Here is a 21380-nt window from a genome sequence, read left to right as displayed (position 1 = left end):
AAACCTTAAAATTATTTTCTTAGATAATTAATATACAGTTGGATAAGAAATTACCTAAAAACAGTGTAATGTTTGCAAAATATTCATATATTAGCACTTCTGTTCGATTTTTTCAAAAGATTTTTCATCCATCCGGGGCAATTTTTCCTCCACCGGCATAATAATTGCTATACAAACTCAATTAAGGAGGTGAAGTCATGGACGATTTTTTAAAGGGGGTGGCCAACACCGGGTTTCCTATTGTGGTAGCAGGCTACCTGCTGATCAGGATAGAAGGCAAGCTGGATAACCTATCCGCATCTATAAACAAGCTGTCCACGGTCATATCCGTAAAACTAGGCAGCAAGGATGAAGATAAGGGGGCATAGGTGGTTCGGAAAAAAATTTTTACATGCAAGGGGCAAATATCCTTTTTCATGTATATTCATTACTCGTAAACACAAGGAAAGGAGGAATGAAAATGGCAGTATTAACCACTAAGGATTCCACGAAGCTTGGCTTAATATTGGTTACCGGGGTTAATGAAAAAGGTGACGAAGTTAAAAAGACTCTGAACCTTTCAAAAATCAAAGTAACTGCTGCAGATGAGAACCTATTTGCAGTAGCAAAAGCTATCGAGCCACTTTTAAAGCGTCCGATAGCTTCCATCGAGAAGAACGATGTCTACACCTTGGCCAATGCTTAAGATCAAGTGAACAAAATTTTATGAAAGGAGGTTTTTAAATGGAGTATTCAGTTCAAATGACCTTTGTTAATGAAGTTGGAGACAAAGTTAACCTAACTCTTGGCAACCTCAGACCGGACGTTACACAGGCTGAAGTTAGCGCCCTTATGGATGCTATTTTAGCTCAGAACATATTCTTCTCCCCCGGCGGCGATTACAAAACTAAATATTCAGCACAGCTTGTACAAAGACAGGTTACTAAGTGGGATTTAGTATAAGCATGAGGGCACCGAATTTTCGGTGCCTTTTTGCTTACTTATCTGGCATCCACTATCAAAGGCATCTTTTCATAATACACCCTATAAGCGAGGTCCCTTTCCTCCTCAAACCGCAGCAGCCTTTCCACTAGTAAGTCACGGCGGTATCCCTTCAGTTTTCACACCTATAGGAATTCTTCCTGAAGGTCTAGGTATTCACTATCATGAAGGCCGATTGGTTCCTTGGGCTTAAAGTCTACGTATTTGGCCTTACCCTCTGCAGGATTCTTGAAAGAGCTTGCAGATCACCTCTCTTCACATCCCTTGGGATAACCTTCCCTTGGCCAGGTTGTAAGTATTCCGTTGATATAAGCCATACTAAATTTTCCCTTTTCTAAGGCTTTATTTATTGCCTTTTTGACATTATCATAGCCGTGCTGACATACTACTATTTTTACTGCATGAAGGTTCAATTCACCGATACAGCCCGTTAACTTCTCATACTCCTCCAATTATGTGGGGTTTTCTCAGCAGGTTGATAAAATCCTAGGATTATAAATCTTCTTTACGAAAACACCTATTTTCATTTTAGAAATTACTGTTATAATCAAATTAAGGGAGGTTATCATTATGAAAACCATTGAAGAAAGAATCAGAGATGTCAGAGAAGACTCAGGACTTACCAGCGAAGAATTTGTAAAAAGGTTTAATGTTGATGGCGAAGTTGTGAAAGTAATTGCGGACAAAAACATCTTCCCAGAAGGCTTTACGCAAAAAGATGCAGCTGAATACTATGAAATCGCTAAAGCCCTAAATGCCCTAGGCTTAAATCATGAGGATTTGAAATTACTATTGCAGATAAAGGAAGCAGGAATCACCCTTCAAGATATAGAAATGCTTAAGAGGCTTAAAGAAATCGGAATAAAAATGGGATAATAAAAACTGCACCGATGTATTATCTATGATACAACGGCGCTTTTCATTGGTATAATATTGAGACTACCTATTGAAACAATGTTTAAAAATTGAAGAAGCTCAAGTACTTATGGGACAAAAACAACGTCCCTCTGTCCCCTCTGTGTTTGAATAAGTAAAATAAACTTTCAATAGTTGAATACCTATCATTCAACACTTTTAGCTTTTTTTAATAACTCCTTAAACTCTTCCAAGCTATTTATTTTTATTATCTTCTTATGAAGTTCATCAAGTACTTCAATATCATCCAAGCTTTGGATTCCTTCTCTAATAAGTTTTGGAACAAAATCAAACTTTGCTGCCAATAAATCTACAATGTACTTTTTAGCCGAATCTAATGCTGCTTTCTTTGCTGCTTCTTTTCTTTCTTCCTCTACCCATTCATTATAAATTGGAGAGTTCATAAGCATGCTCCTTCCTATATATTTCTTTATCAAATCACTTGAAAACTTTTCAGCTGCTAAAATAGACATAACTGATAATAAATCAGCATGAAGAGCTTCATCAGTAACAGTGTCAATTGTGGCCATAGTAATTTGAATAATTCTCTCGTCACTCTCTGTCTGGCTCTTTTCCATTAATGGAATAAGTGGGTATAGCCCTGTCAGTTTTCTTTCAATTACATTCTCTTTATTCATTTCCCATACTTTTATTGTTTTAAACTTATAATTTAAAGTTTCTTCCCCATGACTTGCATCTTTTAATGAATACTGCTTATTATCGTGATTGCTATAAAAATAGACTACAATCTGCTCAATTGAAGGAGTCCCAATTCCCTTCTCAATGGTATACTCCCAAATATCCGCTCTATATCTCAGCATTCTAGCAGGAAGCTTATAATCCAAATATCCTTGAGGTTCTATATTTATTATAGATCTACCCTGTGGTGCATCAATTAAGATTAATTTATCTAGTTTTGATTCTTTCTTTGCTGGCACCTTGTCCGTATCCATTTCTTTAATCCATTCTTTCTTACAGTCAGGCACAACAAGGTTAATCCAGCCTTCTATACAGCTTTGCATTAACCGTTTTATTGGTATATCAATCTTTGCCAAGTTCAATTCACCTCTGTATACCTTATTGTTATTTTATCATATTGAAGAATTAATAGACAGTAAAAGTAAACTTTTATTCATAATTTGCTGCATCGGTGCCGATAGTTATATTATTGCCACTTACGAAGTTTTCAAACATATGTTCCTGTTAAAAACAAAATATATAAAATAAATCGGGTAGGAGGAAAATTAATATTACCGACCTCTCACAGCTGACTTTCACCTCCAGGTTGTCGCCCATACATGCTGTGCACACTCAAATTACATATCCTATCCGCTTCAATAAGTAAACTATCCACGGTAATATCTATAAAAATAGGCAGCAGTGATGAAGATAAAGCCGTATAGGAGCTTAGACAACAATAAATTCTGCATTCAAGGGACAAAAGCCATGGAGCCACTGCTTAAGTATCCGGTATCTTCCATTGAGAATAACGATTCTTACACCTTGAACATGGAATAATGAAGTTAAAAATTTCACCGCTGTACCATCTATAGTACAACGGTGTTTTTAATTACTGTAATATTGAAATTAGCCATTAAAAGAAAACTCAAAAGGAAATAAAAGCATCAATTGGGACAAAAAGAGCGTCCCTCTGGTAAGCGTCAAATATTCAACACATTTTTTCAATAAAAATCTTGTGACATAATACCTCTAGAATAAAGTATTGAGAGGAAGGTTTTATTAATTGAAAAAATTAAATCAAGGCTAACCCTGAAATTTCAATTTCAGAGGGTTTTAATAAACAACTTTTCTTAGAAGTTGTTCAAGTTTTATCATCTCTATGTTAAATTTAAGGAATACCTAAAATGTTTTTCTGGCTGCGGGAAGTACTGATATGCGTAAATCTATAGACGGTCTCGACATCATCGTCCAGATGAATTTTAAGCTAGATCCTTTAACCGAGCGTGAGCTCCGTTGGCTTTTAGATGGACTTGATATTCATCAGAAATGGGCTTATAATGCAGTTGTACAGCGCAAAGGTCTATGTGAAATTCTTACCTCCTAAATTACAATACAGGCCTAAGCAGTGCTGCAAAAGTAAAAGAAGCGGTAGTATCCGAGAACATGATAAGAGGAGGAGCCGCTTACTCCTTGGTTTTACTGCGGGTAAATGATAGCAAAGATACAAAAGCAGTGGCAAAAGAAATGTTCGAAGGTATCAATATGTCCAAATGGATTTGCGTAGGCGCAGATGAGTTAAGGGTAGCAACTGCCGGAGACACAGTTATGCTGGTAATGCTGCAAGACACCCTTTCCGATACAATTACCTGTAAGGATATCGAAGATGCCTTCAAAAAACTGTGCGGCGAGACAAGGGGACGTTGATTCTGTCCCAGGCAGAGGGACAGAATCAACGTCCCTCTGTCCCTTAGCGAAAACCATTGAAAAATTATTGACAATATTTTCGACATAATGTAACATAATACACGAAATATTTTATACACAATATTGGGGGGACAAAAGATGAAAAGGAAAGTATTTAGAACGCTCATCTCCGTTTTGACTTTAGCGCTCATATCTGCAGGCTGTAGCGTTCAGAAGACAAACAAAACTGAATACACTAAGGAAGCTGACGCAGTTTCCAGTGCATCTAAGACCGACTATACGAGTCTTGACAAGCTCAAAGACAAATATGACGTCATTATTATAGGTGCCGGTGGTGCAGGAATGACTGCTGCACTTGAAGCAAAAGCCAATGGAATGGATCCAGTTATTTTTGAAAAAATGCCGGTGGCCGGTGGAAATACAGTAAAAGCATCTTCTGGTGCTAATGCATCTGAAACAAAATTCCAAAAGGAACAAGGCATTGAAGATAGCAATGAACTATTCTATAAAGAGACATTAGAGGGCGGTAAGGGAACTAACGACAAGGATCTACTTAGTTATTTCGTTGAAAATTCAGCAAGTGCCATTGATTGGTTAGACTCTATAGGCATAAAATTAAATAACTTAACAATTACTGGTGGTATGAGTGTAAAGCGTACCCACAGGCCTGAAGATGGTTCCGCAGTTGGACAATACCTTGCAGCTGGTTTAATAAAAAATGTACAAGCACAAAAAATTCCTCTTTTCGTAAACTGTGAGGTTAGGGAGATTACTCAAAAGGATGGCAAAGTTAATGGTGTTAAAGTTCTTATCAACGGTAAAGATGAGAAGACTATTGAAGGAAAAGCTGTAATTGTTGCAACTGGTGGTTACGGCGCAAATATGGATATGGTAACAAAATATAGACCGGACCTAGAAGGATTAGTTACAACAAACCAACCAGGAACTACTGGAGATGGTATAACAATGATTGAAAAACTAGGCGGTACTACAGTTGATATGGATCAAATCCAAGTTCATCCGACAGTACAGCAAGAAAATTCCTATTTAATCGGAGAAGTTGTACGTGGAGAAGGCGGAATCCTTGTTTCCAGCGAAGGTACTCGTTTCGTAAATGAGATGGGTACTAGAGATGCTGTTACTGCATCAATTAATGCACTTCCTGAAAAATCAGCTTATGTTGTATTTGATGCTGGCGTAAAGTCTCGTGCTAAAGCAATTAATCAATATGAAAAAATGGGCTTTGTATTAAAAGGAGATTCCATTGAAGATTTAGCTCAAAAAATGAATGTTCCAGCAGATAAGCTGAAAGCAACTTTAGATACATGGAACAATGCTGTAAAGGATAAAAATGATGCTGAGTTTGGCAGAAAAACAGGAATGGACAATGACTTGTCTGCTGCTCCATACTACGCTATTAAAATAGCTCCTGGAATTCACTACTCTATGGGTGGTGTTAAGATTAATGCCAATGCAGAAGTTTTAGATAAAGATGGAAATGCTATACCAGGTCTTTATGCAGCAGGAGAAGTTACCGGAGGCTTGCATGGTAAAAACAGAATCGGCGGTAACTCTGTTATCGACATAGTTATTTTCGGCCGCCAAGCTGGTGTAAAATCCGCTGAATATGTAAAATCAAACTAACTGTATATACTAAAAAAGTGCCTGCCCCTTGACAGAAAACCGTCAAAGGTTCAGGCACTTTTAGTTTGATAATTTTACAATTGGATTTTATCGTATTTTTATTCTTGTGTAATGTTCTTTTTCATCAGAATGATGGATATAAGCTCCATTATTCAATTGCACTTTTAATGACGCAGGATTATCAATATGAACGCTCATATATATTTCACTTTCTTTAACAACATCTTTTGCCTTATCTATTGCTAATTTCAGCCCTTTCGTCCCATATCCTTTACCCCGATAATTTTTATGGATGCCATAACCAATTTGTCCAGCACCTTCTCTTAAGGAATCTGTCAAACAGTGCCTTAGCTTGAATAAGCCAACAATATTAGTGTCGTCCCATAAAAAATAAAATGTTTCTGGCACATAACCCTTAGGTAAATCTATGCCTTTTGAGAACTTTATCATCTCTGGCAAGGCCTGATTCATAAAATCTTCATAGGAATAGCCATAATATTTATTTTGAAAGCCATTTTCATCCCTTGGGGTATCTTTAATAAACTGATACTCCTTTTCGGCATCTTCTACATTTGCTTCTTTTAAATAAATCATATATCACCTCGTTATATTACTGCTTGTCTATTATTACTTAATTATATCAGCATATCTATCTATTGTCTCTCCATAGGTCTCCCCTTCTAGCCCGTCCCCCTTTCTCCAGCATCATCTTCTTCAAAAAAGTTCCATACCGCAATGGTTGTCCCCTCAAGAATATCCTCCTCTTCCTCTTCATAGATTATGTCTTCAGATACCACTTCTTCAATTATTTCATCATCTAGATCCTCATCTGGCTGGTCTAAACTCCAGAACATTAACGGCTTGTCTTCACTTGCATCTATGACTATTTCTTTTGCTTCTTCCGTTGGACCACTTTCTTTCTCTACCAGCTGTACTTCTTCTACTAAAGTTAGTTCCTTTGTCAAATCTTCTTCTGTTGCAGGCGTTTTTTCTGCATCTACAGGCTCTAAATTTTTCGCTTCTGCAGCTTTCACACCATCAACCTGGGTCTTGTCCACTTCCATCTTATCATCTACTGTATTTTCAACCACTGTATTTTCAACGCATGGTAATAGAATCCCGCTAAATAGTTCTTTAACCGGATATTCCCTTTCCAAACAAATTTCATAGAGGTGCTTTAAAAACTCCTTATTTTTTACGTCCTTAAGTTCTTTTTTGATTTCCTGAATTACCCTCTTGCTGTTTTTAAAGTTATGCTTAAACCAGTTTACTATCATGATTTCCTTGGTGGATTTTGAAACTATAATCTTGCCGTAGCTTTCAAAGCTTTGCAAGAGCCTTTCTATCACTTCTGCCGGATATCCGGTTTCAAGCTCAGCCACCTTCTGGTTGAACTTGTAGATGCCGCATTTGCTGGTCATAGTGTTGGTAACAAGATACATGTAAAAGTATCTCTCCTCCGGTGTAAGCCCCAGAACAAAATCATTTTGCCAAAACCTCATATCAATTTGCTTAAAATTTGCCATTGTTATTTCCTCCTCTAAAATCCTAAAATTTATTTTCTAAATAATAAATATACAGTTGAAGAAGAAATTGCCTAAAAACAATAAATTATTAACAAAATATTCATTTATTGACGCTTCTGTTCGATTTTTCTCAAAGAATTTTTTCATTCTGGGGCAAAAGGTATTTTTTCTGTATATTCATTACTCGAAAAGACAAGGAAAGGAGGAAGGAAAATGGCAGTTCTAACTACTAAGGACTCCACAAAGCTTGGCATAGTGATGATTACCGGTGTGGACGAAAAGGGTGACGATGTTAAAAAGACAATGAGCCTTTCAAAGATCAAGGTAGCTGCTGCAGATGACAACTTGTTTGCTGTGGCAAAGGCTATCGAACCCCTGCTCAAGTATCCGGTAGCCTCCATCGAGAGAAACGACGTCTACACTTTGGCCAATGCGTAAGAGCCTGAAAAAATATAGTATGAAAGGAGGTATATAAATGGAGTATTCTGTACAGATGACCTTTGTCAACGAAATTGGCGATAAGGTAAGCCTAACCCTTGGCAACATCAGACCAGACGTTACACAGGCTGAGGTTAGAGCCCTTATGGATGCCATAATTGCCGAAAACATATTTTTCTCTCCCGGCGGCGATTATAAGACTAAGTACTCAGCACAGTTTGTACAAAAGCAGGTTACTAAATGGGATATGGTATAGAAATTGGGCACCGAGTTTTCGGTGCCTTTTTCTTTCTTACCTCACTGCCTTCTTTCGCTCTAATAACGCACTCTTCAACTTAAAGGATTAGTCATCAGATAGATATAAAAGTTTATGTCATAATTGTTTTTAGCAATGATAAAGTACCGAAAGGTACTATTTTTTTCTCACAATGCCCTTCCGCCGGAACTGGAAATAGTGTAGGATAAAAAAGTAAGAGCACCCTCAATATGTCCTGGCTGACATAAATATGAATGAGAGTGCTCCACCTAAGCAAGATAATAATATTATATTTATTCAAGGATGTCAACAGCTATTCTGAAAATATCCATAAATATAAGTATAGATTAGAGTATCTGAGGTTAAAGTGTCCTAAGTGTGGATGTATATTATGTTATTGGGGTTCTTATGAAGTAAATTATGTTGATGATGACTGTGAAAGAAAGCTTCTAGTACTCAGAGGAATGTGTAAAAAGTGCGAACAATCCCACTCAATAAAACCATGGTTCTTACCGGGGAAACATCAATATGCATTACCTTGCAGAGAAGCAGCTGTGCTGGCGCACAGGAACGAGAAGGTAGGACTAAGACGAGCTTTGCGAGCAGGATTTAAGAAGAAAGAAGTGTCCTTAATGAATCTCAAGTACTGGATAGAGACTACAGCTAGGAAGTGCAGCATTTTAATATCTAAGATACTTGCAATAGTACAGAAACACTTCGGAAATGAAGATACCATATCCACTTACGTTAGAGAGATAAAAAGAAATGATAAATTCGTAACTTTTCCTGTAAAAGGCTATGGCCTAAACTAAAATCAAAGGTTTTTACAAGAAAAAGGAGGGCAAAGTTAAGACTGTTACTGAAGAAAACCTTATTAAGGCGCTTCAATATAAGAAGGAAGTACCGGAGCGCAGCGTAAGGCAAATCATTCAAATAATGGAGCTTGAGGGTGTGATAAAAACGGGTGAAATAAAGCAATCAACCCTTTCCAGGTTAATAAAAAAGTACTCTGAAGTTTATGAGTCAGAGATAGTAACTAACAATAAAGTATTCAGGCGCTATACCATGGAAAGAGTTAATCAAACCTGGGAGAGTGATGTTAAATACAGCGTTTATCTTCCGGATCCTAATAACCCGGATCGGATGATTCGGACATATCTAATTGCATTTATTGATGACAAGAGCAGGACCTTGTAGACAAGAAAAATAGAATGAGTTTCACTAAACTCTATGGTAAGGAAGGGAGGGCTTAGGATGTATGAATCATACTATGGTTTCAAAAAGACTCCCTTTATGCGAAGCATAGATACTAAAGAGCTCTACCAGCATCAAGACTTTGTAGAAGTCAAACACAGACTTAAATATGCCATGGAGAAAAGAACCTTCGCGGTAATAACCGGCCCTGTCGGTGCCGGCAAAACGACAGTTTTAAGGTGTATTCGTGAAGAGCTAAATAACAATATTTACACTTATATATACATATCCCAATCAGCCCTTACTCCAAAGATATTCTACAATGAGATACTGAAACAACTGAAATAATATCTATGCTGCCGTTTAGGCAGCATTTTTTTAAAATAAAATTCCGCTAGCGCTTCGAACTTCTCTGTAACATTTGGAAATTCTAACGGAATGATATCGTGGAAAAATTCCGGCACAGTAGTGTGAGAAACAACATCATTCCTTCTAAAAGACATTCTTGATTTTCTTCCTTAAAAATCTGAGTATAACCGCCATTGCTGTATGGAAAAGTCATATTTTAATAATGTCCTTCAATTTGTTTTCCTTTTTCATAGAACACAGCCTGCCCAAAATCAACTTGTGCTTCACCCATAGGATGTTCAAGGGGAATATATCCTTCTTCATCTTTGTAAATTTCTTTCTTCCTCTTTGCAACATAATCTGCTATTGTTCTATAACTTACATTAAGAAGTTCTTTATATTCTTCTTTTAATCTTGTATAAATTCTCTTAGCAGTATGTCTTTGTTTAACTGGAGCCGTCTTATCTTCCTCTAACCACCTATTAATTATTGGTATTACGAGTTCAATCTTTTTAGGCCGTCCTCTTTTATCTCCTTCTTGTTTACCTAAACTTTGATTAAAATCAGCTTTTTCAAGATATTTTATTACTGTTCTATAATTATGCCCAGTAATTTTAACAATTTCGTTTACTTTTTTCCCTTTACTATAGTACAGCTTTTTGATATTCTTAACTTGAGTCATTGTTAACATTCCTTTCTACCCCCTTTAGCCTCGTCAACTAAAGGGTAGTTTATTTTGAGGATGTTGGCAATGACTTTTTTCCATTTTTTATTTGTATTTTATTTCTGCAACTCTTTGTATTTATATTTTACACTAAACATCTAGTCATATTTTTGAGTTTTACACAAAAATATTTACAGACTCTTTCTATTCAGTAATATTGTTATTTTTTATTGCGTTTAATAGCTTTTCAAATGACTTTTGATCTTCTTTAGCTATAAAGCTATTAATTGATGATATTGTATAAGAACCACCATCAACTTCATTTAATAAGACCACATATTCCTTATCTATTTCAGCTTCAGCAGGTAATGTAACTAATATATCTTCTGGCAATATATTTTTAAAGTTTTTTGTTACTTTGCACTGAGCTATTTGAACCATGGGATTTATAGTTTCAATTTTTTGGGGTTTTATAATAGCAATATATTCGGAATCTAATACTAATTGATTTATATCGTTTGATTTCAATTTTTTAGATTTGGCATTTATTGTGCTCTTAACAATACCTGAATGGGAATTTCTAATAAAATCTACTACTTCTGATTTATTTTTAAATTTTTTATTATCAGAAATTCCACCGTATTTTAAGTAGTCAACGGTATCATCATTGTTTAAATGTAAAACTGTATCATAATAGCTGGTATATATTGTATGAGGATAAAGTGAAGATTCGTATCCTTCTAAAAACAAGATAAATTTTTCTCCTTCACTGAAACCTTGTATATTACTATCATAGACATAAATCTCATTTTCATTTATACTACCTACTATATTTTCAATAGGTCGGTATCTATAAACATTCGTACTACCACTGAAAGCTTCTTCATCAATAGCTTGAGCAACAACTATGTTAGTGCAATTATATATTACTTCGTTGAAATTTAGTTCTTTTACGTATTCACCCTCAGATGTAATAATACGTGATTCTGTATTATGTGCTATAGTTTTATTTTGATTTGAGCACCCAATAACAGATATCACCATAAAAATTACGAGAAATAAGATTGTAAACTTTTTATACATTTAGTTACCCCCCTCTATATATTTGCATTAAGTGTTCTTTATCCCTTGTTGTTAGTTCAGTTATAGTGCTAGCAGACTCATACATAATATCAGTAGTACTACTTGAATGACCTCTCCAACCTAATGCATGACCTAATTCATGCGTGGCGGTTTTTTTATATCCATTTAATGTACGACTTTGCTCTACTATTGCTACATTAACAACACCTTGTGGTTTATACACTGTAACAGTATATCCAGAACCATTTAAATTATAATAACCTATGGTTGGTAGAGATGATGGGTATACGCACAAACCAGTATTATTAGTTTTAAGTTGTGGGAATAACGGCTTTAATTGATCATATGTGCATCCATGGACTCTTATTTCATAATCTGAATAATCCGTTTTTGTTAATTTCATTCCTGCATTATTCCACTGAGAAATCGCATAGTCAGCAGCAGTATGGAAATCACTAAAGCTTACGCTATATAATGAATTCTGTACTTTAATCGACGTCTTGCCTCAATCATTTATTTTAAGCTCATCACTAATCCAAAAATTTAAAGTACCTAAAGAAGCAGCATATACTGTGCCAATACTACATAGAAGTATAGGTAATACAGTAAAAATTAATAGTTTCTTTCTAGACAGTTTTTTTTTTGATTCTAAGCATTTTAAATTCACTCTCCCTGAGGTAAATATTGTATATATTTTATATTTTTACAATTTTATGCTATTTATTGAATAATCTTGTTTTCATATAATGCATATATATCAGTTTGGAACTTATCATAAGTATTTGATTTATAGGAAGTAAGCATCAAAATAAATTTTAAATGTTGCATACTAAATGTTATACATACTCTCCCCCTCACCTATTATAAAATAAACAAAAATTTTTATTATTTTGCTTGATAGGATATTATATCATATTTCCAAAATAATCTAAATATAAAATAATATGGTGAATAATTAAGAGTATTCCTGTATTAATTGCAAAAGTAAATTCCGCCACTCTAGGTTGTAAGAGTGGATTTTAGTTATACAAATAAGAGAGAGTATAGGGAGTGGAATTTAGTAGCACAGAATATTAAGAAGATTTCACCTGTGCTATCGCACCGTGTCTCATATCTATAAGGGGCTTAAGATACGTTTTTTCAAGTATTTATCCCATGTGATAGTATAGGGGTGATCATTCTACATTTAGAAAAACCCTATCAGATCCAAAATATGATAGGGTTTTTCAACAACCTGAAGTATAGTTTTTTATACTTGATATTTTTGCCATGATATTATTGTTAAAGCCACTTTATAATGTCGAAAAGTTGATGTAAATGCCTGTCCAATAATTGACGATATATTGACCATAGAGGTAAAATTTTTAGAAAGGAAAACGCTCCCCTTTGAAGTACTAATGTTACCAGTATTAGTACAGGGAGCGTCCTAAAACAACTATGGTTAGTATATCAAAATTTGAGTTAATTGAAAAGAAGGAACCCGGAGTTTTTTGTTAAGAGTGTAGAGCAAAGTTTTTGCCCATGTTGTGGAGGATGTTTAAAGGTCATAGGTAGCAGGAAAAGAAAGTTTATAAATAGTGAAGGAGCAGTGGTTGTACTCATAATTAGAAGGCTCAGATGCTGCGAATGTGAAAAAATACATCATGAGCTACCAGATATACTTGTTCCCTATAAACGTTATGGAAACGAGAGCTTTGAAGTTGTGGTATCCGGGGACAATAACCACTCGGTTGCTGCTGATGAATCAACCATATATCGCTTAAGAAGTTGGTTTGATTCATTAGAAAAGCCTAAAAGCCTGGACGCATTGAACGAGTTCTTCAGAGTTTGGCTTGAGGAAGTAAGATTTCTCCTGAACTTTAAGATGGATGCTCAAAGCCCTATGTCCTTAATCCTTGTTGGCCAGTCTGAACTATGGGAGAGATTTCAGCTTCAAGCATACGCAGCTATAAGACAAAGAATTGACATTCAGTGCAAACTCCCCCAGATGGATAGATCTCAGGTTGGCGAATACATAAAAAAACACCTTGCTTACGCAGGGACAGAACATGATATTTTCTCCAGCGCTGCTATAGATGAGATATTCAGACACTCCTCCGGAGCAGCTCGAGTTGTAAACAAGGTATGCACACATTGCCTCCTATACGGAGCTCAAAACGGTAGGAGAATCATCGACGACCATATGGTTAAATTCATAATCCAAGGCGAGTTGTCTTGAGTGTTATAAGGCGAAGGAGGCGATGAGACAATGTTTACCTGTACAAACAAGTGGAGAAACGGTAGAAAAGAAGAATGGCATGGAATGATAAGCAAAATCAATGAATACGGCGATTATGTTGAGATATTCATCAAGAGCAGATCTTTTCTATTTGTTATTTGCGGAAAAGGAGAATACGGATATTGGGCATGTGTTCCGGACTATAATGCCGGCTGCTATCTCAGCGATCTTAAGGATACTTTCTATAATTCAGAAAAACTTATGAAGGCCATGAAAAACAAAGTTGACTCTATAACTGTTGCTGAGGCGCTAAAGGAACTATCTGCTTACTGGAGCGCTTAGCGTCACAAAACTTTTTAGGACCTGTTTTTCAGCAGGTCCTAGATTGACAATAACATCGTCAGTTTAGGGATAAATAACACCGTCAATTTATGGACATTATGGATTAGCTCTAACAAACCTCTTCTGAATTTTTCTTAATATCAGCAATAATCCCCATTATTTTTCTTGCAGTATCCATATTATCTTTAAACAACTCTACAATACTTCCAACTGTTCTGAAGGGATCTTCCTGTAGAACTCTGTTATCCTCTATAAAGCCATTAGTAACTATATAGTCTACAATAAGCTTCACAAAATGAATCTGTTTCGTATTAAGACTTTGATTATTTAAAAACTCTGAGAAGGCTTCATTAGCTGCCTGTCTGTCTAATCCGACTATTTTCCTAACAAGCTTTGTAACCGGCATATCACCAAACTCTTTCTCATAATCTGACGGTGTTCCTAGCTGATTCCACATTATATCTTCTAAAGTCTTTAAATCCTCTTTTGTAAGTTTCTTATTATTTCTTAGCTTATATATAGCAAGTTCGTCCTTATGCTCCTTTAAATAATGCTCTACTTTCTTTCTATAGTTCTTAAGATCATTGGCATTATACATTGCAGAATTACTTTCTTCACTTATAACGAAGTCTTGGAAATTAGTATAGTATATCTTCTGATTTTCCTTCTGTAAGTATTTTAATAGTTCTCTTAATGCTTCTCTTACATTATCCAGCTCAAATATATCTACGTTTTCCCAAAACTCTTCTGTCTTAACCTTTTCTATTACATACTTCTGAGCCTGTACTTCTGGAATTGTGCCAAGCTTTGAAAGCTCTTCTGCAGTCCTTATTACACTTTTTATAGGTTTAGTGGCATTATTCCCTCGAAGCATAGCCAGCTCTATAGTATACATTAAAAGGTCAAATCTCTTCGCCAATTCATCGTCATTTAAAGCAGTTATAAGTGGTGATATATGCTCTTTAATTTCTCCTACACTTAAGGCTCCTAAAGCTGTCCATTCATTGATATTCTTATATTTATGGACAAAATGAAGTTCCATTCTTACTCTAAAATTGTCTTCATTTAAAGCATTTATTGCTGTTAAGACCTCATCCAATAAGCTTTGTCTATAGGCTTTATGCTCGTCATCACTATATTTAATATCCTGCAGTTCTCTTATCATATCTACCTTTATATTAAATAATTTCTCAGTTAAGCTTTCAACCATTCCACCTTCGAAGCCCTTAGGATTAGCTCTGAAGAAATCAAAATTATTGCAGAAGTCAAATATTAAAAATTCCTTTTTATCAATACCTACACCCAGAAGGTCAGGACATAGTCTAGTGCCTCTTCCTATCATCTGCCAGAATTTTGATTTAGATCTCACTTTCTTAAAGAAAACTAAGTTTAATATTTCCGGTATATCCACACCAGTATCAAGCATATCCACACTTACAGCAATTTGAGGCAGCTTATTTTTGTCTGAGAAATCATCTATTAGAGTATCTACATAATTAATACTATAATCTATAACCTTTGCAAAATTAGATCCAAGATTAGGATATAGTATGTTAAACCGTTCTGCAATTGCCTGAGCATGCTTATGACTCTTGGCAAATATGATGGTCTTGCCTAATTTATCTCCGCCTTCAACCTTCAAGCCCTTTTCCATCAAGCTATTGAGTACTAAATCTATTGTGCTAGCATTAAATAGCCACTCATTTATAGCTGTATTTTCTATTTCCTCGCCTATATTTTCATCATCATCAAAGGTGCTTTCGTACTGCTCTTTTTCTTCCTCTGAAAGCTGGTCATACCTGATTCCCTCTTCCATTATCTTAGACTTAACCTCTATAGTCCTATAATCTACAAGGTATCCGTCCTTTACAGCCTTGTCTAGTTCATAAGCATAGGTAGGAACACCACTTTCAATGTCAAAAACAGAATAAGTATTCTTATCTATTTCATCCTTTGGTGTAGCTGTCAAACCTAATAGATATGCATCAAAATAGTCAAAAATAGCTTTATACTTCTTATAAATACTTCTATGGGATTCATCCACAATAATCAAGTCAAAGTGTCCCGGAGTAAAGAGCTTTTTACCTGACTTTGTTTTAGTCTCATCAATAGAGTTCATCATAGTTGGATAAGTGGAGAAAATCATTCTTGCTTCCTCTGGATTATCTCTATTGTCAAGCAGGTTGCATAGTGTTAAGTCCGGCAGTAACTTTGAGAAGTTTCTTTTAGCCTGCTTTACTAAGGCTTTTCTATCCGCTAGAAAAAGAATATTTTTAATCCAGTTATGCCGCATAAGTACATCTACTATAGAGATTGCCGTCCTTGTCTTACCCGTTCCGGTAGCCATAACAAGTAAGGCTTTTCTCCTTCTGTTACTTAAGGCCTCACATACTGAAAGCACTGCTTCCTTCTGATAGTATCTATTAGTAATACTGTCCTTTATCTGAACATTATTGAAAGGATGCTTGCTTGTCCTTCTATCTACCATCAATTGAAGTTCGTCTTTAGTAAAAAAGCCATATATCCTTCTTTCTTGATAATTATTATAGTCATCCCATATATAAGCCTCAAAGCCATTAGTAAAGAATATAACAGGTCTTTGTTTATACTGCCTTTCTAGGCAATCTGCATAGAGTTTAGCTTGTTGTTGGCCTACCTTTGGATCCTTGCTGCTTCTCTTTGCTTCTACTACAGCCAGAGGCTTTCCATTGCTTCCATAGAGCACATAGTCAACATAACCTACTCCTGCATTATTGGGCATGCCGCTAACTTCAAGCTCTTCTACTATATCCTTGCCGAACTCCCAACCTGCAAGTTTTAATTCTATATCAATGTATCTCTTTCTTGTTTCAAATTCACTTATTTCATCAACTTTGAAATCATAATTTTCAGTATTGGTCTTTCTTTTTTCTGTAAGCTCTTTTCTTAAGGCTTCATTTTCTTTTATAATTTCTTCAAGTTTTCTATCCTTTGAACTTAATCTATCATAAAGATCTTTAAGTTCTTCCGGCCTTGTTCTCTTTTCTTCACCTTCAAGCAGAATATCCTCACTAAACTCCACTGCTGTGTACTCATCAGCGTAGCAGTAATCAATCCAGGATACAAATTGATGAAGATTGTGAAGAGCAAGTATAGCCTCTTCTCTCTTAATATTTGCATTGGTATGTACTGCTACATTACCCAGCTTAACAATATACTTAAGTAATGGCAGCATTTCTGAGTCTATAAGGCTTATAAAGTTATTATCGTATATTAAGCTGGCCAGATTATCCTGATAGGGTGCATGTAAATCACTGTCGAAACTGTAAAGCCATTTAACAGCTAGTTCCAAGGCTCTCCTTGTTAATATCGCACAAGTAGCAGGACTGACCACTAAACTCTTTTCTGCTTCAATGCAGGAGTCTGAAAAGCTCTTAAATAAATCCTTTCCTTTTAAAAATTCAAAATTGCTTATCATCCCATTTACCCCTTTATGTTTAGGTTTATATTAATTAAATAATTCTCCTTTAAAAGCTTTTTGCATCAAGGAATTAAAGTTGTTTTCTAATTCTTTCAAACTACTCTCCATTGCAAATTTCAATTTGTCGACTTGGTATCAGTAACATAATAAGCTCTTAAAATATTACCTCACAGATAATATTTTAAGAAAAACACTGGAAAACTAACCATCCCAGTGTATATATAAATTTATTTCTCTTCCTTTAATTTTTTTACTTCCTCAATAGTCAATCCTGTTTTTTTTGCAATCATCTCTATTGAAAGTATGTCTAAAAGCTCTCTTGCTATTTCTATTGCTTTTTCTTTCTTACCTTCTTCTATAAGGCTCTTTCCCAGTTCTGTCATTTTTAACTCCTCCTTTACCTTTTCTAAATCTTTACCCTCTAAAAATTTATTTGCAAAGGCATACAATATTGATTCAACGTCATGTCTATATCTTTTATCTATATTTTTAACTATCCTTAATGCATTAAGAATCTTATCAACTTTAGGTAAATTCCCACCCATTATAGGTGTAAATGTTAGTGATATTATATCCTGTTTTGTTATATCTTCATTGTGCTCCATCTTATATATAATATCATTATATATCTTATCGCCATCTTTATCTATCATATATATAGCTTTAATCTTAAACTCACTTATACCAGTTATTAACTTATCAGAAACATTTTTTATATTATTTGAATATACAACATAAGTTACTACATCTTTTGCTGTTTGATGACTAAGCAATGCTTCATAAGCTCTGAATCTTCTTAAATCAGCCACACCTTTATCTGTAGTCTGAAATTCGAAGTGAATGTAGGTATCATCCTCCATCAAAAAAGTATAGTCCATAAACATATTCTTTGTTTCCAAAACTACTATCTCTGTAGGTGCTACTTCTTTAACCTTTTTGTTTATACCAAAAAACTTGAGTCCTTCTTCTGCAAATAAGTCCATGGCTCTTTTCATTATTAAATCTTCATAATTTGCTACTGTCATTCTTTCACCGCCTTATTTAAATATTTCACCTTTAAAAGCTCTCTGCATTAATGAATTAAAGTTATTTTCTAATTCTTTTAAGCTATTATCCATATTAGCTTTCAATTTGTCGACTTGGTTGACAAATGTGGCAAATTGATTTTGGATGTCTATTGGAGGAACAATTAACTCTAAATTTTCTATTTGTTGCTTTGTAATTGCTTCTCTAGTTGCTCCACCACTTGTAGCTATATCCCATAATAACCTTTGGTAACTATCATTTGTAAATTGATATACTAAAAATATAGGAAGTATTTCTTCATTTTTACTACGTATTATAGCAACGTGTTGATTAACTCTTGCTGGAATAAGTTCATTAGGTACAATACAACATCTTGCTACTGATGCACCTGTAATATTTAAAAGAATATCATTTTCTTCTACAATTACATTATTTAGTTTTTGTGCCTGTTCATCATCAATAAATGGTAAATCTTTTTTTATAAACTTATTGTTATGAACATTCATACTCCTTATTAAAGAAATACCTTCTTCTTTATAACTTGAATTTCCACCTTTAGGAGTTGCTCCTGAGCCAATCTTTGAAGTAACGTCCTTACATACTGCTTTTTCCCACCCTCTAGGATTAGAAACTGGATCTCCAAACATCTCTATAAATCTCGATTTGCTTTATATATTAAAATCCACACAATCCACCTTAAAGTTCGCCAAAAAAGTGATTAATCTAATAATCTGCCTTCTAAGTAAGAGCACCTTAAATACTCTGGGTTGCTATAATAAACAGATGAATTGAAGTCTGAAATTTCATCACTTATAAATGAATTAAATACTTTAAATATAATATCCTCTAAATTATCTTGCTCTGAAATTATACTTATTATTAATCTCTGATACACTTTTCCTATTGCTTGAACACTTGGAACACTATATTTACATACTCCAACAGTATCATAATCACCTTCTGGTATATTAAAACACTCTATTATTTCATCTGACACTTGCTCAAATGATAGACAATGATTGACTTCTGCAAGATCTAATTGCCTGGCCAATTCTTCTTTTCCTAATATTTGAACAATTGTTGCCCTTCTATTTTTAGTTTTTCTACCTATAAATTCTATAAGACAACATACATAAAACAAATCGTTTTTTAAAGTATCATTCATTAATAATCTCACCTCTTTCAAACTTCAGACAATCAAGAGCTTTTAAAGTATGAAAGCTTATTTGATGAGTAGGATATTTAAATTTTGCTAGTTCCCAAAAAGCCTCTCTTGAAATATCTCCTGATAGATAATCATTTACATAGTTCCATACAGTATCATCTGCCATAGGTCCTTCAACAATATCATAATCATGTATAAACCCACTTCTACATTTTGCAATAAAGTCTAACCATTCATCATTCATTTCTTCAAACTTTAATATTCTTAAAGAATTATTTTCTGTATAAGTATAATAGTTAATTATAGGACTCTGCCTATTCCTTCTAGCCCATTTTTTTGCTTGTTCAAAATTATTTGTACAATAAAATCCCCATGAAAAATCTTTAGTATACTTACTTTTTCTAATTTCAGGAAACTCCACTATTTCACCTGAAGCATGATATAACATAGAGTACTCTCCCTCCTACTATTGTATAATAAATATCAATTTTATATATAAACTCACCTAAAGCTCTACCCGATAAACTTTCTATGAGAAATCTTAACATTATTCTGATTTACCATTGCGTATTGAAGGGTGGTATCTATCTTCTGATGTCCTAATAAATGTTGCACCTGCTCAATGGGCATCCCCTTATCAATAGCTCTTGTTGCAAGTGTTCTTCTAAATTTATGAGGATGTACCTTATTAATATTAAGTTTCCTTCCCAAATCTCTCATTTTAATCTCAACCCCACTAATATTTAACCTATTATAGGGTTCTATTAGTGATACAAATAATGCTTTGTTATTATCTACTCTACTATTAAGATAATTTTGTAAATGTATTTTAGTTCTTGCATCAAAATAAACTCTTCTTTGCTTATCACCTTTTCCTTGAACAATACATTCTCTCTCATTGAAATTAATATCTTCAATATTTAATTTTACTAGCTCCCCAACACGTATCCCTGTAGAATTCAATAAATCTATAATTGCAAGATCGCGTATTTCTGTGCAGTTATCACGCATTAACTCTAACTGCTCATCTGTATATACTTCTTTTACAATCTTTCCAGTTCTTATTTTATGAATCCTTCTTACAGGGCTTTTTATAATGTAGTTTTCATCCTCAAGCCATGAAAAGAATGTTGATAAAATTCTTCTGATATTATCAAGACTGACCTTACTGCAATTACTTTTTTTATAATATTCAGCTAAGTATCCTCTTAAATCCTCTGTTGTTATATGCTTCACTGGTTTACTTAATGACTTTAGCATATTGTGTATTGTTGATTTATAATACTTAATAGATTTTTCTGAGCAACCTTCTACACGCTTTGCACAAATAAATAAATTGCAATAATCTACTTCTTCGTTCTCAGAATCCTTATTATTAGCTTCATCCATTAAAGCAGCACTTTGTAGCTTTTTTAATAAAACCTTATGAAGCTCCTCCATCTGCATATTATTAAGTATCTTTATCATTTCCTGTTCAATTTCAATTATGAGGCTTTCTACCATAATTTTCAGCTCCTACATTTTAATATATTATGGTATATTGCCATTAATTGTATTACTATACAATTTACAAAATAATCTAACTAAAAGTGCTATTCTGCAACACTTTTAACTAGATTATATTTATTAGCAATCTTATCATTCATTACTATAACTTCACTTTTCCAAATAGTATTTTGATATGATAATTTCTTTTTTAATGCATCTGATACAGGTAATAACCATTCTATCTCAT

28 protein-coding genes are annotated in these 21380 nt (G+C 34.4%); 15 read left to right on the top strand and 13 right to left on the bottom strand.

Annotated elements, in window-relative coordinates:
• The first annotated feature begins 197 nt into the window (after positions 1 to 197).
• The 3 genes from FHY60_RS02270 (at position 198) to FHY60_RS02260 (ending at position 942) form a co-directional block, all read left to right on the top strand.
• Entirely contained in the window at positions 198 to 368 is a 171-nt protein-coding gene (locus tag FHY60_RS02270; RefSeq protein ID WP_139902932.1) for a YvrJ family protein, read from the top strand.
• A gap of 92 nt (positions 369 to 460) precedes the next feature.
• Positions 461 to 685, top strand: a complete 225-nt coding sequence (locus FHY60_RS02265) for a DUF1659 domain-containing protein (protein ID WP_163215700.1) — start codon at positions 461 to 463, stop codon at positions 683 to 685.
• A 38-nt stretch (positions 686 to 723) separates the two neighbouring features.
• A complete protein-coding gene (locus tag FHY60_RS02260) occupies positions 724 to 942 on the top strand; it encodes a DUF2922 domain-containing protein (protein ID WP_139902925.1) in 219 nt (72 codons plus the stop codon).
• A gap of 284 nt (positions 943 to 1226) precedes the next feature.
• Here FHY60_RS02260 and FHY60_RS02255 read toward each other — a convergent pair whose 3' ends face one another.
• Positions 1227 to 1433 (bottom strand): DnaD domain protein, encoded by a 207-nt coding sequence (locus FHY60_RS02255; RefSeq protein ID WP_139902920.1) that lies wholly within the window; start codon positions 1431 to 1433, stop codon positions 1227 to 1229.
• Positions 1434 to 1551: 118 nt separating this feature from the next.
• Between FHY60_RS02255 and FHY60_RS02250 the strand changes: the two genes are divergently transcribed.
• Positions 1552 to 1857 carry a hypothetical protein gene (locus FHY60_RS02250; RefSeq protein ID WP_139902917.1) on the top strand — a complete coding sequence of 102 codons (306 nt, stop codon included), beginning with the start codon at positions 1552 to 1554 and terminating at the stop codon, positions 1855 to 1857.
• 185 nt (positions 1858 to 2042) lie between these two features.
• Here the strand turns inward: FHY60_RS02250 and FHY60_RS02245 are convergent, their stop codons facing one another.
• A complete protein-coding gene (locus FHY60_RS02245; RefSeq protein WP_139902914.1) occupies positions 2043 to 2951 on the bottom strand; it encodes an RpnC/YadD family protein in 909 nt (302 codons plus the stop codon).
• 328 nt (positions 2952 to 3279) lie between these two features.
• Here FHY60_RS02245 and FHY60_RS18400 point away from each other — a divergent pair, with 328 nt between their 5' ends.
• The 4 genes from FHY60_RS18400 (at position 3280) to FHY60_RS02230 (ending at position 5925) form a co-directional block, all read left to right on the top strand.
• On the top strand, positions 3280 to 3414 hold the full coding sequence (locus FHY60_RS18400; RefSeq protein ID WP_279230428.1) for a hypothetical protein: 135 nt from the start codon (positions 3280 to 3282) through the stop codon (positions 3412 to 3414).
• A 355-nt stretch (positions 3415 to 3769) separates the two neighbouring features.
• Positions 3770 to 3961, top strand: coding sequence for a hypothetical protein (locus FHY60_RS18660; RefSeq protein ID WP_423243583.1), 192 nt, complete (start codon positions 3770 to 3772; stop codon positions 3959 to 3961).
• 59 nt (positions 3962 to 4020) lie between these two features.
• Entirely contained in the window at positions 4021 to 4281 is a 261-nt protein-coding gene (locus tag FHY60_RS02235) for a hypothetical protein (protein WP_139902910.1), read from the top strand.
• Positions 4282 to 4419: 138 nt separating this feature from the next.
• A complete protein-coding gene (locus tag FHY60_RS02230) occupies positions 4420 to 5925 on the top strand; it encodes a flavocytochrome c (RefSeq protein ID WP_139902907.1) in 1506 nt (501 codons plus the stop codon).
• 87 nt (positions 5926 to 6012) lie between these two features.
• Here the strand turns inward: FHY60_RS02230 and FHY60_RS02225 are convergent, their stop codons facing one another.
• Positions 6013 to 6519, bottom strand: coding sequence for a GNAT family N-acetyltransferase (locus FHY60_RS02225; protein WP_139902905.1), 507 nt, complete (start codon positions 6517 to 6519; stop codon positions 6013 to 6015).
• A gap of 86 nt (positions 6520 to 6605) precedes the next feature.
• The gene (locus FHY60_RS02220) at positions 6606 to 7451 is read right to left on the bottom strand and encodes a hypothetical protein (RefSeq protein WP_139902902.1); all 846 of its coding nucleotides are present in this window, start codon (positions 7449 to 7451) and stop codon (positions 6606 to 6608) included.
• A 213-nt stretch (positions 7452 to 7664) separates the two neighbouring features.
• Between FHY60_RS02220 and FHY60_RS02215 the strand changes: the two genes are divergently transcribed.
• The 5 genes from FHY60_RS02215 to FHY60_RS02195 all read left to right on the top strand — a co-directional run bounded on the left by FHY60_RS02215 (position 7665) and on the right by FHY60_RS02195 (position 9687).
• A complete protein-coding gene (locus FHY60_RS02215) occupies positions 7665 to 7889 on the top strand; it encodes a DUF1659 domain-containing protein (RefSeq protein WP_139902899.1) in 225 nt (74 codons plus the stop codon).
• 37 nt (positions 7890 to 7926) lie between these two features.
• The gene (locus FHY60_RS02210; protein ID WP_139902897.1) at positions 7927 to 8145 is read left to right on the top strand and encodes a DUF2922 domain-containing protein; all 219 of its coding nucleotides are present in this window, start codon (positions 7927 to 7929) and stop codon (positions 8143 to 8145) included.
• 254 nt (positions 8146 to 8399) lie between these two features.
• Entirely contained in the window at positions 8400 to 8957 is a 558-nt protein-coding gene (locus FHY60_RS02205) for a hypothetical protein (RefSeq protein WP_139902894.1), read from the top strand.
• A 139-nt stretch (positions 8958 to 9096) separates the two neighbouring features.
• Positions 9097 to 9342: a hypothetical protein gene (locus tag FHY60_RS02200; RefSeq protein ID WP_139902891.1), complete on the top strand. Its 246-nt coding sequence runs from the start codon at positions 9097 to 9099 to the stop codon at positions 9340 to 9342.
• Positions 9343 to 9399: 57 nt separating this feature from the next.
• Positions 9400 to 9687 carry an AAA family ATPase gene (locus FHY60_RS02195; protein WP_180375455.1) on the top strand — a complete coding sequence of 96 codons (288 nt, stop codon included), beginning with the start codon at positions 9400 to 9402 and terminating at the stop codon, positions 9685 to 9687.
• A 217-nt stretch (positions 9688 to 9904) separates the two neighbouring features.
• Here FHY60_RS02195 and FHY60_RS02190 read toward each other — a convergent pair whose 3' ends face one another.
• From FHY60_RS02190 to FHY60_RS02180, 3 genes are all read right to left on the bottom strand, one after another.
• Complete coding sequence (locus tag FHY60_RS02190) at positions 9905 to 10378, bottom strand: hypothetical protein (RefSeq protein ID WP_139902886.1); 474 nt, start codon at positions 10376 to 10378, stop codon at positions 9905 to 9907.
• A 177-nt stretch (positions 10379 to 10555) separates the two neighbouring features.
• On the bottom strand, positions 10556 to 11434 hold the full coding sequence (locus tag FHY60_RS02185; protein ID WP_139902883.1) for a hypothetical protein: 879 nt from the start codon (positions 11432 to 11434) through the stop codon (positions 10556 to 10558).
• A 4-nt stretch (positions 11435 to 11438) separates the two neighbouring features.
• Positions 11439 to 11837, bottom strand: coding sequence for a matrixin family metalloprotease (locus tag FHY60_RS02180; protein WP_139902880.1), 399 nt, complete (start codon positions 11835 to 11837; stop codon positions 11439 to 11441).
• Positions 11838 to 12899: 1062 nt separating this feature from the next.
• Between FHY60_RS02180 and FHY60_RS18210 the strand changes: the two genes are divergently transcribed.
• Positions 12900 to 13652: a DUF6431 domain-containing protein gene (locus FHY60_RS18210; RefSeq protein ID WP_243122202.1), complete on the top strand. Its 753-nt coding sequence runs from the start codon at positions 12900 to 12902 to the stop codon at positions 13650 to 13652.
• Between the two features lie 30 nt (positions 13653 to 13682).
• Positions 13683 to 13994 (top strand): DUF6618 family protein, encoded by a 312-nt coding sequence (locus FHY60_RS02170; protein WP_139902877.1) that lies wholly within the window; start codon positions 13683 to 13685, stop codon positions 13992 to 13994.
• Between the two features lie 109 nt (positions 13995 to 14103).
• On the opposite strand, the gene FHY60_RS02165 is transcribed toward FHY60_RS02170, so the two are convergent.
• From FHY60_RS02165 to xerA, 6 genes are all read right to left on the bottom strand, one after another.
• On the bottom strand, positions 14104 to 17451 hold the full coding sequence (locus FHY60_RS02165; protein WP_139902874.1) for a DEAD/DEAH box helicase family protein: 3348 nt from the start codon (positions 17449 to 17451) through the stop codon (positions 14104 to 14106).
• 230 nt (positions 17452 to 17681) lie between these two features.
• Positions 17682 to 18479 carry an RpnC/YadD family protein gene (locus FHY60_RS02160; RefSeq protein WP_139902870.1) on the bottom strand — a complete coding sequence of 266 codons (798 nt, stop codon included), beginning with the start codon at positions 18477 to 18479 and terminating at the stop codon, positions 17682 to 17684.
• 12 nt (positions 18480 to 18491) lie between these two features.
• A complete protein-coding gene (locus FHY60_RS02155) occupies positions 18492 to 19127 on the bottom strand; it encodes a restriction endonuclease subunit S (protein WP_139902867.1) in 636 nt (211 codons plus the stop codon).
• Positions 19128 to 19198: 71 nt separating this feature from the next.
• A complete protein-coding gene (locus FHY60_RS02150; protein ID WP_139902865.1) occupies positions 19199 to 19645 on the bottom strand; it encodes a hypothetical protein in 447 nt (148 codons plus the stop codon).
• Positions 19638 to 20093, bottom strand: a complete 456-nt coding sequence (locus tag FHY60_RS02145; RefSeq protein WP_139902863.1) for a DUF3990 domain-containing protein — start codon at positions 20091 to 20093, stop codon at positions 19638 to 19640. The genes FHY60_RS02150 and FHY60_RS02145 overlap by 8 nt, the downstream gene beginning before the upstream one ends.
• Before the next feature lie 65 nt (positions 20094 to 20158).
• Positions 20159 to 21148, bottom strand: a complete 990-nt coding sequence (xerA, locus tag FHY60_RS02140) for a site-specific tyrosine recombinase/integron integrase (protein ID WP_139902860.1) — start codon at positions 21146 to 21148, stop codon at positions 20159 to 20161.
• Positions 21149 to 21380 lie beyond the last annotated feature (232 nt).

The organism is Clostridium thermarum, assembly GCF_006351925.1.
Taxonomy (GTDB): Bacteria; Bacillota; Clostridia; order Clostridiales; family Clostridiaceae; genus Clostridium_AU; species Clostridium_AU thermarum.
Note: the sequence above shows the minus strand (reverse complement) of the source record. Positions and strands in the feature narration are given on the sequence as shown.